This window comes from Ewingella americana ATCC 33852 (genome assembly GCF_000735345.1).
In the GTDB taxonomy this organism is placed as follows: domain Bacteria; phylum Pseudomonadota; class Gammaproteobacteria; order Enterobacterales; family Enterobacteriaceae; genus Ewingella; species Ewingella americana.
In genome coordinates, this window is sequence record NZ_JMPJ01000051.1 from 68597 (window position 1) to 82035 (window position 13439).

A 13439-nucleotide genomic window follows, 5' to 3' on the forward strand; every position below is an offset into this window, starting at 1 on the left:
TATTCCGCTTTATTGCCACAAAATGTCGAATGAGAGTTGTCCCATTCTTAGTTACTGAACCTTGCCCTATTCTGCCAAACTTGCCTGATTTAAATTTGCGTTATATCTCCAGCCGCCTCTTGCCGCCATAAATACTTTGTTCAATAAATAAAAAAGAGCAGAACTTGTCTGCCCTCTTTAATTTGTGATTTATCTCAAACTCTATCGCCAACCCCGGCTGTTTATTTCTCAGCCGCTGGCTGTTAATAATCTTTGAGGATTTCCAGTAAGCGGTTTTTTAGTAAATCACCGCGCCAGCCGCTAATAATTTCCGGCTCGCTCTCTTTGGTTTTTAACTGCCAGTGCCAATTTAATAACTGGTTAATTTGGCGTCTTGAGGCTAATAGCTCGACGCTCAGGCCACTCTCTTCACTGACGGTCTGAATAAGCGCTTTGATATCTTTGAATACCTTGCGGTAGCCCGGCTGGTCAATCAGGCTCGACAGTGGCGCAGGCAGCTCCTGCTCGTCCATCGCATTGGCTTCAGCCACCAGCGCTAACAGCGTGCGGCCGTGGTAGCGAATTTCCGGGCCACTCAGGCCTAAAGCTTCCAGCTCGCCAAGCGAGGATGGCTGGTAGCGCGCCACCTGCCACAGGTTCTCTTCTCTCACCACGAAGTTCACCGCCAGGTCGCGCTGGCGAGCCTGAGTTAAACGCCATGATGCCAGCTTCTGCAAGCAGGCCAACTGGCGCGGGCGCAGCTGGAAAGCATTGGTGATGTCGAGATAAGCCTGCTCCGGCTGCAACACTTCGGCACGGCGACGGCACAGCGACAGACACTCATCCAGCGCGGCGTCCATCCAGCCCGCTTCTTGGGTTTCGCGCATCAACTGCTCGGCCAGCGGCAGCAGATACCACACGTCGGCGGCGGCGTAGACGCACTGCTTTTCGCTCAGCGGGCGGGCAATCCAGTCGGTGCGTGATTCGCTTTTATCCAGTTCAACGCCGGTGGTTTCAGCCACCAAACGCGCAAAGCCGCAGGAGAGCGGACGCCCGCTAAAGGCGGCGAGGATCTGGGTATCAATCAGCGGAACGGGAAGCACGCCAAAGGCGTTGAGGAATACTTCGAGGTCTTCACTGCCGGCGTGGAGGAATTTCACCACGTTTGGATTGACCAGCAGGTCAATAAAAGGCTGCCACGCGGTAATTGGCAGTGGGTCAATCAGGGTCAGCGTTTCACCATCAAACAGCTGGATAAGCCCTAACTGCGGGTAGTAAGTACGGGTTCTGACGAACTCGGTATCAAGGGCAATCTGGCTATGAGCCTGAGCTTGCGAACAAACCTGCGCAAGCGCGTCATTGGTGGTAATCAACTGATAGTTCAAACTTTGATTCTCTTAATCATATACCCGCCCTCTGCCGGTAACTCGAAGGGCGTGGGTATTATTGCGTAAAACGTAACGACGCCGGACTTAGCCGGCGTCGTAGGAATCTGCATATGATGAACCTAAATCGCTAGGCCGCGCTCTGTTTTGCGTCTGGCTTAGGCTTTTTTTGTTCATCACGGAGTTCACGACGAAGGATTTTGCCAACGTTGGACTTCGGCAACTCATCGCGGAACTCAACAATCTTCGGCACTTTGTAACCCGTCAGCATGCGTCGACAGTGCGCCAGCAGCTCTTCGCTGGTCAGCGACGGATCTTTCTTCACCACGCAGATCTTGACGATCTCCCCGGATGATTCGCTCTCCACGCCGATAGCGGCCACTTCGAGCACCTTCTCATGCTGGGAAACGATATCTTCAATCTCGTTAGGATAGACGTTGAAACCGGAGACCAGAATCATGTCTTTTTTACGATCAATGATGCGTAAAAAGCCCTGCTCGTCCACTGTAACGATATCGCCGGTTGAGAGCCAGCCATCTTTTAACACTTCATCCGTCGCCGACGGGCGCTGCCAGTAGCCCAGCATCACCTGCGGCCCGCGAATTAACAGCTCGCCCGGCTCGCCAAACGGCACTTCCTGACCATTATCGTCGACAAGCTTCACCTCTGTCGATGGCACAGGCAAACCAATGCTGCCACTATAGTGTTTCAAATCATAAGGGTTGCCTGCCACCAGCGGCGCGCACTCGGTCAGGCCATAGCCTTCCAGCAGATGCCGACCAGTGAGTTTTTCCCACTTATCCGCCACCGCCTTTTGCACTGACATCCCGCCGCCGACTGACAGACGCAGGGTGGAGAAATCCAGCTCGCGGAAATCTTCATTATTGAGCAGCGCGTTGAACAGCGTATTCACCCCGCTGATGGTGGTGAACGGATATTTCGCCAGCTCCTTCACCATCCCCGGAATATCCCTTGGGTTAGTGATCAGCAGGCTGCGGCCGCCCATTTCAATAAACAGCAGGCAGTTCACGGTAAGCGCAAATATATGGTAGAGCGGCAGCGCGGTAACCACTAAATCATGGCCCGGCTTGAGCAGCGGAGAATAAGCTGCCTTGGCTTGTTCAAGGTTGGCCTGCATATTCCGGTGAGTCAGCATCGCGCCTTTGGCCACGCCGGTGGTGCCGCCGGTATATTGCAGGAAAGCCAGATCGCTATTGATAACGTCCGGCTTAATATATTGCATGCGTCGCCCCTGTTGCAGGACGCTGCGAAATGAGATGGCATTAGGCAGATGGTATTTCGGCACCAGCTTTTTGACGTATTTCACCACGAAGTTAACCAGCGTGCCTTTAGCAGCAGAGAGCTGGTCACCCATGCGGGTCAAAATCACGTGTTTCACCTGGGTTTTATAGACCACCTTTTCCAGCGTATGGGCGAAGTTGGACACGATGACAATCGCGCACGCGCCGCTGTCATTCAACTGGTGTTCTAACTCACGCGGGGTGTAGAGCGGGTTAACGTTGACCACCACCAGCCCGGCGCGAAGCACGCCAAACAGGGCAATCGGGTATTGCAACAGGTTAGGCATCATCAGCGCCACGCGGTCGCCCTTCTTCAACCCTAACTCATTTTGCAAATAGGCGGCGAAAGCGCGGCTGCGCTCTTCGAGCTTACGGAAGGTCATCACCTCGCCCATATTGATAAAAGCCGGGTTGTCCGCGTAACGCAGGGCCGCGTTTTCGAACATTTCGACTAATGAGCTATAGCGATCCGGGTCGATGTTCTCAGGAACATCAGAAGGGTAACGTTTTAGCCAGACCTTTTCCAAGGTATCACTCCTGCAATAATGTGCTGCGGCCATCTCAATATGACGAGTTTTATCACGCCTTTAACAATATTTTAACTCAGCTTACCAGTTGTGTTTCAAACAATGTCGAGGTTGAGAGGCTTGTCACTAATTTGTGGTGGGCTTCCATGGCCCAAAAAAGAAAAAGGCGACCAGAGTCGCCTTAAAAGTCTTACTCTACTGCTTGTTTATTCAGTCACGAAGGTTTCTACACGCGCCGGTTGTGGATCATACCAACCCGGGCCCCAGCCCGGACCGAAACCTCTGCCCCAGCGTGAGTTATACGGGCCGTAGTAGCCCCACGGACCTATCGGCTGTGGCGGCATCACCACCTGTTGTGACAGATGCCAGCGTTTGTAGCTGTTCACGTCCACGGTGATAAAATTGTAAGAAGACTGGCCGATGGTGCCCTTCTCCGCGCCGGTAATGGGCCCGACGACGGTCACCAGTTGGCCACGCAGGTCGACCGGGTCAACAAATCCGTTCACATAGGCGTGAATGCGCCCCACCGATGCCGCGCCCAGAATCGGCCTCGCGCCTTCATCCAGCGGCACGGTGGCGATTTCAAGCTTGGTTTTGTTCTGCTCATTGGTCACGCTGACCACTTTACCGCCGAAGCGCGACTCTTGGCCGACATACAGCTGCGGCGCGCCCTGCACCACTTGCAGATTCATCTGCGGCGTATCCGTCGTACCGCGAATATCCGCAGGCACGGTAACACAGCCGGACAGCAACAAAACGCTTAAGCCGATGGCGCTGAGCGCCAGGCGTTTAGACTGAAAAACAGAACGTTTAAAACCAGAAAACTGTTGCACTGCCGACCACCTACGCATTGTGAGAACTCCTGGACCATACCTACAATTTTGACCACGATTTAGTTCACAAGTTGCTAAAACTTAACGGCCCGGAAGCTTTTTCCAGGTCACTTCATTACGCAAGTAAACCGGCTCGGCATGCTCCGCGCTGACGCGAATGCCGGATTTCCACATGTTCAGCGCCAGAGGCAGCATATCTTCAGCCTGCGGCAGACACATTTTGCCATCAAATAATTCCACGGCGGATGATTCACCCAGCAAATCTGGGTAGGTCTGCCAGCCGGTGCCAACCGTGGCAAAACGCCCGGTCAGCGCCTGAGCGCGAGGTAACAGTTGCTCGGGCTTCAGCACGGCTTCTGACTGCTCGCCCTGCCATTCGCCATCTTCGCCACGCAGGTATTCAGCCCAGTAGACTTCGCCCATACGCGCGTCAATCGCCGCTAAGACGCGAGTTGCTTCGGTCAGGCGATAGGCGCCCTGCGCCATGGTCATTAGCGTGGAGACGGGCAGCAGCGGCAGCTCAGCGCCAAAAGCCAGACCCTGCGCCACGCCGATGCCGATACGCACGCCGGTAAAGCTGCCGGGACCGCGGCCAAAGGCCAGCGCGTCAACCTGATTCAGCGTCAAACCGGCCTCAGACAGAATCTGCTGCACCATCGGCAGAATGCGCTGCGTGTGCTCACGGGCGCAAAGTTCGAAATGAGCGAGGGTTTCGCCATTATTGTAAAGCGCAACCGAACAGGCTTCAGTCGCCGTATCAATTGCTAAAATTCGTGTGGACATGCCAAACCTCAGGCGGGAAAGAAAAGTTATGGGCCTTTTTCGCGGCCGGATCTTAACATAACTGCGGCGCTATTTCTGCTGTTGAGACTCTTGCAGGAAGCGGATTGCGCGGTCTAAATCTCGGGTGCGCGGCGTCGGCGGCAGGCTGTTTAAAAACACCTCGCCGTAAGGTCGCATCACCAGACGGTTGTCGCAGATGATCATCACACCGCGATCGTCGGTATCGCGAATCAAACGCCCGACGCCCTGCTTCAAGGTGATCACCGCGTCCGGCAGTTGCACTTCATTGAACGGGTCGCCACCGCGCAGGCGGCAGTCTTCAATGCGCGCCTTGAGCAGAGGGTCATCCGGCGAGGTAAAGGGCAGTTTGTCGATAATCACGCACGACAGCGCCTCGCCGCGCACGTCCACCCCTTCCCAGAAACTGCTGGTTGCCACCAGCAGGGCGTTCCCCGCCTCGACAAACTGCGCCAGCAGCTGGCCTTTGCTGGTTTCACCCTGCACTAACACCGGCAAGGTCATGCTGGCACGAAACTCTTCGGCCAGTTCGCGCATCATCTGGTGCGAAGTGCAGAGGAAGAAGCAGCGCCCCTTGTTGGCTTCAATCACTGGGCGCAGCATGCGGGCCAGCTGGCGCGAGCCGCCACGCTCGTTAGGAGAAGGCAGGAAGCGTGGCACGCAGAGCAGCGCCTGATTGGCGTAATCAAAGGGGCTGGCGAGCAGCAGCGTTTCGGCGTCGTTCAGACCGAGGCGCTCGGTAAAGTGATGCAGCTGATCGTTCACCGAAAGCGTCGCGGAGGTGAAAATCCACGCGCCCGGCTTGTCAGTCATCATTTCGCTAAATTTGTCGGTCACCGACAGCGGCGTCAGAGCCAGCACGAAATGGCGCGAGTTGCATTCGTACCAGTAGCTGTAGCCGGGAATAGAGACATCTTTCAGGCGCTTAAGGCGGTTGCGATACAACGTGGCGCGCTCGAATGCCGCGTCCAGCAAGGCCGAGCGGCCAAGGGAGAGCTTCACCACGTCGTAGCACAGCTCGAGTGCGTCATCGAGCAGTAGCAGAGCGCGCTGGATGGCCGGCTGATTGAGCACGTCACGCAGGTTGCCCCTAAAGCCCGGTTCGCCGAGCGCGAGGCGGAAATCCATGGTGCTTTGGCTCAGGCGATCGGCGCTTTTCTGCAACTGAACCGAGTCGCGAACCTCGGTGCGATAGGCAATGGTGATGTCCTTCGCCATGTCCAGCAGCTGACGACTGGTCACCTGCTGGCCGAAATATTGGCTGGCAATGTCAGGGATCTGATGGGCTTCGTCGAAGATCATCACGTCGGCAGTGGGGATCAGCTCGCCAAAGCCGCTCTCTTTCACCACCATGTCGGCCATAAACAGGTGATGGTTGACCACCACTACGTCGGCGTCCATGGCTTTGCGGCGCGCCTTCACCACGAAGCAATCTTTGTAAGCCGGGCAATCGCTGCCCAGACAGTTGTCATTGGTGCTGGTGACCAGCGGCCAGACGTGGCTGTCTTCGGCCACCACCGAACAGGTGCTGATGTCGCCCTCTTCGGTCATGCTCGACCAGTTGCGCAGATGCACTAAATCGCTCAGTGACTGGCTGGCGAGTTCGCCGCCGGAAAGCGATTGCTGTTCCAGACGCTCAATGCACAGGTAGTTGGAGCGCCCTTTGAGCAGAGCCAGCTTGCCTTTGAATTTCAGCGCGGTGGCGACCTTTGGCAGGTCGCGAGAATAGAGTTGGTCCTGAAGGGCTTTCGAGCCGGTGGAGATAATGACTTTTTTGCCGGAGCGCAGCGCGGGGGCCAGATAAGCGTAAGTTTTACCGGTACCTGTACCGGCTTCGACGACCAAACCTTGCTTATTTTTGATAGCCGTACTGACGGCCTGCGCCATCAGACGCTGAGGTTCACGGGGTTTAAAACCTTCAATTTTCTGCGCTAACGCGCCGTCTGGTGCAAAATCGTCTGTCACGCTGTCTCTCTACCTGTACGGATCAGCAGTGATTATGCCAATCCTTACCCTTCTCTACCACCCACTTGTGCCGGTCCATTGCAATAAGCCTTTGTGTTACCCTATTAGCAACATTAAAAAAGATGCCAAACAGGAGCACCTAAATGACTATCGAACGTATCAGACCCGAGCCGCGCATGTCCGACGTCGTGATCCATAACGACACCGTGTATTACACCGCCGTACCGGAAAATCTGGACGCCGACGCCAAAGCGCAGACCGCTGAGACACTGGCTATCATTGACGCCGTGTTAAAAGAAGTGGGTTCTGATAAGAGCAAAATCCTCGATGCCACGCTGTTCTTGGTGCACAAAGAAGATTTTAAAGCGATGAACGAAGCCTGGGACGCGTGGGTTTCTCCGGGTAATGCGCCAGTGCGTTGCACCGTACAAGCCAACCTGATGAACCCGAAATATAAGATTGAAATTAAAATCATCGCCGCACGCTAAGTGCCTTAAGCGCCCAATGATGAAGACAAAAAACCTCCGCGGGAGGTTTTTTTTATTAGCTGCGAAAGAGCCGCAGAATTACTGCTTGGCACCCGCCACGGCTTCTTGGGCCAGCTTGGTGATCCGCGCGTAATCGCCGGACTCCAGCGCGTCTGCCGGAACCAGCCATGAACCGCCGATGCACAGCACGCTTTTCAGCGCCAAGTAGTCACGGTAGTTGTTTGGCGTAATGCCGCCAGTCGGGCAGAAACGCACCTGCGGGAATGGCCCCGCGATGGCTTGCAGCGCTTTCACCCCGCCGTTAGCTTCTGCCGGGAAGAACTTGAACTCACGCAGACCAGCATCCAGACCCAACATCAGTTCAGACACCGTGCTAATACCGGGGATCAGCGGAATTGGGCCCGCGTTGGCGGCTTTCAACAGCGGCTCGGTTAAGCCCGGGCTGATGGCGAACTGCGCGCCAGCGGCGGTTACTTCGGCCAGCTGTTCAGGGTTCAATACCGTGCCCGCGCCGATAATGGCGTCTGGCACTTCTTTCGCGATAGCCTTGATAGCCTCGACCGCGCAGGCGGTGCGCAATGTCATTTCCAACACGCGCACCCCGCCTGCCACCAAGGCTTTCGCCAGCGGCACCGCGTGTTCGAGTTTGTTAATCACAATCACTGGAACCACCGGACCTGAGGTCAGGATCTGTTCCGCGCTTGTTTTCCAGTTTTTCATCGTTGTCTCCGTTCATGCCCGCAGGCATCGTTGTGATTGTTGGCGCGCCCCTGCCACAGGGCCTGCATGGTTGCAGGTTACCGACCACACCACATAGCTACTGTACAGCCGAATGATTGGGGATAGTAAATCTGAAAAAACAAAATAAAAAAACCGCTGCATAAGCAACGGTTTTAGAGAGTGCCGTTAGGCCGACCAATAAACGCTGACCGGCGTTTGCTGTTGATTCAGCACCGCGCGGACCGGCATTTCGTTGACGTCAGTGCCTTTTTCGGCCCGCTCGTAGACATCGCGCTTGGCTTCTCCATTCAGATACAAATAGATATTGCGACTGTCGAGAAGCACCGGCAAGGTCAGCGTAATGCGGTCCAGAGGCGCAGTCAGCGGGGTCATCCCCAGACAGGTGCGCCCCGAGTCCAAATCCAGCGCCTCGGCGAGATTCGCCGCACCGGGGAACAGTGACGCCGTGTGGCCGTCATCGCCCATGCCAAGGATCACCACGTCAATGGGGCGCGGCAATTGCTGCAACGCAACTTCGGTGGCGGATGCCCCTTCAAACGGCGACGCGGCATCGTTCTTCAGGCCAATAAAGGTCGCGGCAAGCGCCGGGCCTTGCAGCAGGTTGTTACGCACCGTTTTTTCATTGCTGGCGCTATTGTCCGGGCTGACCCAACGTTCATCAGCCAGAGTTATCACCACCTTGCTCCAATCCAGCTCCTGACGTGCCAGCAGAGTGAACAGGTCGACCGGAGTGCGGCCGCCTGATACCACCAGACTGGCTTTGCCGTTTGCGGTGATGCCCTCACGCAGGGCATCCGCAATCTTTCCGGCGAAGTTTTGGGTTAGCGCCAGCGCGCCGGAAAATTCGACAAAATTGGCCATCAGTTTCCCTTTATTCGAACTCGTTCCATGAACGACCGTCGCGGGTGATCATCGCAACAGAAGCCACCGGGCCCCAAGTACCAGACTGGTAAGGTTTAGGTGCTTCGCTCTCAGCTGCCCACGCGTTCATGATGGAGTCAACCCATTTCCAGGCTTCTTCCACTTCGTCACGACGCACGAACAGGGCCTGAATGCCGCGCATGGTTTCCAGCAGCAGACGCTCGTAAGCATCAGCAATGTGCTGCTCGTTGAAGGTCTCGGAGAAGCTCAGGTCCAGCTTGGTGGTTTGCAGACGGTGTTTGTGTTCCAGACCCGGCACTTTGTTCAGAACTTCGATCTCAATCCCTTCATCTGGTTGCAGACGAATGGTCAGTTTGTTCTGAGGCAGTTGCTGGTAGGAGTCGCGGAACAGGTTCAGCGCAGGGCTCTTGAAGTAAACCACGACTTCTGAACATTTGGTTGGCAGACGTTTACCGGTACGCAGGTAGAAAGGCACGCCAGCCCACTGCCAGTTATCGATATCCACGCGAATAGAGACGAAGGTTTCAGTGGCGCTGGTTTTGTTCGCGCCCTCTTCTTCCAGATAACCCGGAACCTTCTTACCCTGCACGAAACCGGCGGTGTACTGGCCGCGAACGGTGGTTTCACGCACGTTTGACTGGTCGATGCGACGCAGCGAGCGCAGCACTTTAACCTTCTCATCACGGATACGGTCGGTGCTCAGGTCAGCCGGCGGTGACATGGCAATCATGGTCAGGATTTGCAACAGGTGGTTCTGGATCATGTCGCGCATCTGGCCCGCTTTGTCGAAGTAACCCCAACGGCCTTCGATACCCACTTCTTCCGCCACGGTGATCTGCACGTGGTCGATAGTGCGGTTGTCCCAGTTGCTGGCGAACAGGTTGTTAGCAAAGCGCAGCGCCAACAGGTTCAGAACGGTTTCTTTACCCAAGTAGTGGTCAATACGGTAAACCTGAGACTCATTGAAATACTCTGCGACCTGGTCATTGATAACCTGGGAGGATTCCAAAGAGGTGCCGAGCGGCTTCTCCATCACGACGCGCGATGGCTCTTTGTTCAGACCGGCTTCACCCAGACCACGGCAGATGGCACCAAAGGTGCTTGGCGGCATGGCGAAATAGTTAATGGTGGCGCGGTTCTGCTGGTCGAGCATTTTGCCCAACACTTTGAAGTGCTTGAGGTCGTTGACATCGAGGTTACAGAATTCGAAACGAGCGCTGAGTTTTTCCCACAGCTCTGGCTCCATTTTTTCTTTCATAAAGGTCGTCAGGGCTTCTTTAACGACTTCTACATATGCAGCTCTGTCCCACTCCGCGCGACCTACACCGATGATTTTGGTGTCAGGATGGATGTGGCCAGCCTTTTCTAATTGATACAGGGAAGGCAACAGTTTACGGCGCGCAAGATCGCCTTTAGCACCGAAAATAACCAGGTCACACGCCTGGGCTGTCTGGGTTACCGCCATGTTCTTCTCCTTAGTGCAGGAATCACCCTCATAATTCATGTTGCAGGGCAATTCCTGCAACCCGAATTATTCGGGGTATCTATTGTAATTTTATTTCAGCCACAATGTACTCTGATCGGTTGTGAGCAGTAAACCTCGATCTAAGACCTTAATAAATGAATTAAAACCACATATTTTGTCATGGTTGTTAAAATCGTTCAAAAATTACGCGAAGATATGTAATTTTATGACAAAACTGATAGCCATTTACCAGATTGAAATTTAGATCTCGGTCATACTCTGGTGATAAAAGCTTGAATTACACCAGTTTGCTCCTGCCAACCGCAGTTAGCTCGTAGTATATTTTCACCAAACCGACATGATTTCCTCTTTTCACAGAAATCGTTGAAACCTATGAGTGGCACCCTAATGAATACATTAGAAAAAATCCAAAGCCATCTGGACATTCTGAGCAAATCCGAGAGGAAAGTCGCAGAAACGATTCTCGCCTCCCCCCAGACCGCCATCCATTGCAGTATCGCGACGTTGGCGCGTATGGCAGATGTCAGTGAACCTACTGTAAACCGTTTTTGTCGCCGCCTCGATACCAAAGGTTTTCCAGATTTTAAATTACATTTGGCGCAAAGTCTGGCTAACGGCACGCCTTATGTGAACCGCAACGTCGATGAAAGCGACGGCGCAGATGCCTATACCGGCAAGATTTTCGAATCCGCCATGGCGACCCTTGACCAAGTCAAAAACTCGCTGGATATCGGCGCGGTAAACCGTGCGGTTGACCTGCTGACTCAGGCGAAAAAAATCTCTTTCTTCGGCCTCGGGGCCTCTGCCGCCGTGGCTCACGACGCCATGAACAAGTTCTTCCGCTTCAACATTCCGGTGGTCTATTTCGACGACATCGTGATGCAGCGCATGAGCTGCATGAACTGCACCGAAGGCGACGTGGTGGTGCTGATTTCACACACCGGGCGCACCAAAAATCTGGTGGAACTGGCCCATCTGGCGCGGGAAAACGACGCCACGGTGATTGCTATCACTTCGCACAACACGCCGCTGGCGAATGAAGCCACGCTGGCGCTGCTGCTGGATGTCCCTGAAGACACCGACGTTTATATGCCGATGGTCTCGCGTCTGGCTCAACTTACCCTGATTGACGTGCTCGCCACCGGTTTTACCCTGCGTCGCGGGGCAAAATTTAGAGATAACCTGAAGCGGGTCAAAGACGCGTTGAAAGAATCGCGCTTTGATAAGGGCATGCCAGTCCCAAGCGTTTTTGACTAAGCGTAGACCGAATGAAATAGAAGCGCCTTAAAAGGCACTTTTTGAACATTCGGACCGCACAAATTAGACATTTTTTAGGGGGTTTGGCACCCTCTGCTGAGGTGATGAACGTCTCAATGCCCGCAGAAGTGTCTCAAACCAAACACGCGGCCGGTAACGCAGGTGAAACGCAATGGTCTTAAAATCACACACCGCACCGAAGTAGGTTACCGCTGTTTTTGCATTACACATGTTCACCAGTCAACGGAGTAATACATGTCCAGAAGGCTCAGAAGAACCAAAATTGTTACTACCCTCGGCCCTGCTACTGACCGTGATAATAATCTGGAAAAGGTTATTGCCGCCGGTGCCAACGTAGTTCGGATGAATTTCTCCCACGGTACCGTTGAAGACCATATTATTCGCGCCAACAAAGTGCGCGAAATCGCCGCCCGCCTCGGGCGCCACGTAGCTATCCTCGGTGACTTGCAAGGCCCTAAAATCCGCGTTTCGACCTTCAAGGAAGGCAAAGTCTTCCTGAACATCGGCGACAAATTCCTGCTCGACGCCAACATGAGTAAAGGCGAAGGCGATAAAGAGAAAGTGGGTATCGACTATAAAGGCTTACCGGCCGACGTGGTGCCGGGCGATATCCTGCTGCTCGACGATGGTCGCGTGCAGCTCAAAGTGCTCGAAGTTCAGGGCATGAAAGTCTTCACCGAAGTGACAGTGGGCGGCCCGCTGTCCAACAATAAAGGCATCAACAAGCTGGGTGGCGGCCTGTCAGCCGAAGCCCTGACCGAAAAAGACAAAGCCGATATCATCACCGCCGCGAAAATTGGCGTCGACTATCTGGCCGTCTCCTTCCCGCGCACCGGCGAAGACCTAAACTACGCGCGCCGCTTGGCCCGTGACGCAGGCTGCAACGCGCAAATCGTCTCTAAAGTAGAGCGCGCCGAAGCTGTGGCAACCGATGCCGCGATGGATGACATCATTCTGGCCTCTGACGTGGTGATGGTTGCCCGTGGTGACTTGGGTGTAGAAATCGGTGACCCAGAGCTGGTGGGTATCCAGAAGAAACTGATCCGTCGTGCTCGCCAGCTAAACCGTGCCGTGATCACCGCGACCCAGATGATGGAGTCGATGATCACTAACCCAATGCCGACCCGTGCTGAAGTCATGGACGTCGCTAACGCCGTGCTCGACGGCACCGACGCCGTGATGCTTTCTGCTGAAACCGCAGCGGGCCAGTACCCGTCTGAAACCGTGGCCGCCATGGCGCGTGTTTGTCTGGGTGCCGAGAAGATCCCAAGCATCAACGTGTCTAAGCACCGTCTGGACGTGGAGTTCGACAACATTGAAGAAGCCATTGCCATGTCTTCAATGTATGCCGCCAACCACCTGAAAGGCGTCACGGCAATCATCGCTATGACCGAGTCTGGCCGCACCGCGCTGATGATGTCCCGTATCAGCTCTGGTCTGCCAATCTTCGCCATGTCGCGCCACGAGCATACGCTGAACCTCACCGCCATCTACCGTGGCGTGACGCCAGTGTTCTTCGACAGCAATAATGATGGTGTAGCCGCCGCGCACGACGCCGTTACCCTGCTGCGCGACAAAGGTTATCTGTTGTCCGGCGACTTGGTTATCGTGACTCAGGGCGACGTTATGAGCACCACGGGTACCACAAATACCAGTCGCGTATTGCGTGTAGAATAATACCCCGCCTTATAACAAGGGAACTCAGCTTCCCTTAATAAAGGTTAGTAATAAATAAGTACTAAAAAGCCGATTCATCAGAATCGGTTTTTTTTA

Annotated in this window: 11 protein-coding genes; 3 read left to right on the plus strand and 8 right to left on the minus strand. The window is 54.6% G+C overall.

The genetic code is table 11. The annotated features are described in order from the left end of the window. Window positions 1-242 precede the first annotated feature (242 nt). From rnd to yoaA, 5 genes are all read right to left on the minus strand, one after another. Entirely contained in the window at window positions 243-1364 is a 1122-nt protein-coding gene (gene rnd / locus GEAM_RS08955) for a ribonuclease D (RefSeq protein WP_034790698.1), read from the minus strand. A 130-nt stretch (window positions 1365-1494) separates the two neighbouring features. Next, window positions 1495-3192 (minus strand): long-chain-fatty-acid--CoA ligase FadD, encoded by a 1698-nt coding sequence (fadD, locus tag GEAM_RS08960; protein WP_034790701.1) that lies wholly within the window; start codon window positions 3190-3192, stop codon window positions 1495-1497. A 206-nt stretch (window positions 3193-3398) separates the two neighbouring features. Then, on the minus strand, window positions 3399-4043 hold the full coding sequence (locus GEAM_RS08965) for a Slp family lipoprotein (protein ID WP_034790705.1): 645 nt from the start codon (window positions 4041-4043) through the stop codon (window positions 3399-3401). Between the two features lie 63 nt (window positions 4044-4106). Further along, window positions 4107-4808 carry a tRNA (adenosine(37)-N6)-threonylcarbamoyltransferase complex dimerization subunit type 1 TsaB gene (tsaB, locus tag GEAM_RS08970; RefSeq protein ID WP_034790707.1) on the minus strand — a complete coding sequence of 234 codons (702 nt, stop codon included), beginning with the start codon at window positions 4806-4808 and terminating at the stop codon, window positions 4107-4109. A gap of 69 nt (window positions 4809-4877) precedes the next feature. Then, entirely contained in the window at window positions 4878-6791 is a 1914-nt protein-coding gene (yoaA, locus tag GEAM_RS08975; RefSeq protein WP_034790709.1) for a DNA repair helicase YoaA, read from the minus strand. Between the two features lie 143 nt (window positions 6792-6934). On the opposite strand from yoaA, the gene GEAM_RS08980 reads away from it, so the two are divergent. After that, window positions 6935-7279 (plus strand): RidA family protein, encoded by a 345-nt coding sequence (locus GEAM_RS08980; protein WP_034790711.1) that lies wholly within the window; start codon window positions 6935-6937, stop codon window positions 7277-7279. A 78-nt stretch (window positions 7280-7357) separates the two neighbouring features. Here GEAM_RS08980 and GEAM_RS08985 read toward each other — a convergent pair whose 3' ends face one another. From GEAM_RS08985 to zwf, 3 genes are all read right to left on the minus strand, one after another. Beyond that, window positions 7358-7999: a bifunctional 4-hydroxy-2-oxoglutarate aldolase/2-dehydro-3-deoxy-phosphogluconate aldolase gene (locus GEAM_RS08985; protein WP_034790714.1), complete on the minus strand. Its 642-nt coding sequence runs from the start codon at window positions 7997-7999 to the stop codon at window positions 7358-7360. A 186-nt stretch (window positions 8000-8185) separates the two neighbouring features. Beyond that, on the minus strand, window positions 8186-8881 hold the full coding sequence (pgl, locus tag GEAM_RS08990; RefSeq protein WP_034790716.1) for a 6-phosphogluconolactonase: 696 nt from the start codon (window positions 8879-8881) through the stop codon (window positions 8186-8188). A 10-nt stretch (window positions 8882-8891) separates the two neighbouring features. Then, a complete protein-coding gene (gene zwf / locus GEAM_RS08995; protein ID WP_034790717.1) occupies window positions 8892-10367 on the minus strand; it encodes a glucose-6-phosphate dehydrogenase in 1476 nt (491 codons plus the stop codon). Window positions 10368-10775: 408 nt separating this feature from the next. Between zwf and GEAM_RS09000 the strand changes: the two genes are divergently transcribed. Both GEAM_RS09000 and pyk read left to right on the plus strand, forming a co-directional pair. Beyond that, on the plus strand, window positions 10776-11645 hold the full coding sequence (locus GEAM_RS09000) for a MurR/RpiR family transcriptional regulator (RefSeq protein WP_034790718.1): 870 nt from the start codon (window positions 10776-10778) through the stop codon (window positions 11643-11645). Window positions 11646-11900: 255 nt separating this feature from the next. Beyond that, window positions 11901-13343, plus strand: a complete 1443-nt coding sequence (gene pyk, locus GEAM_RS09005) for a pyruvate kinase (protein WP_034790719.1) — start codon at window positions 11901-11903, stop codon at window positions 13341-13343. Window positions 13344-13439: the final 96 nt, after the last annotated feature.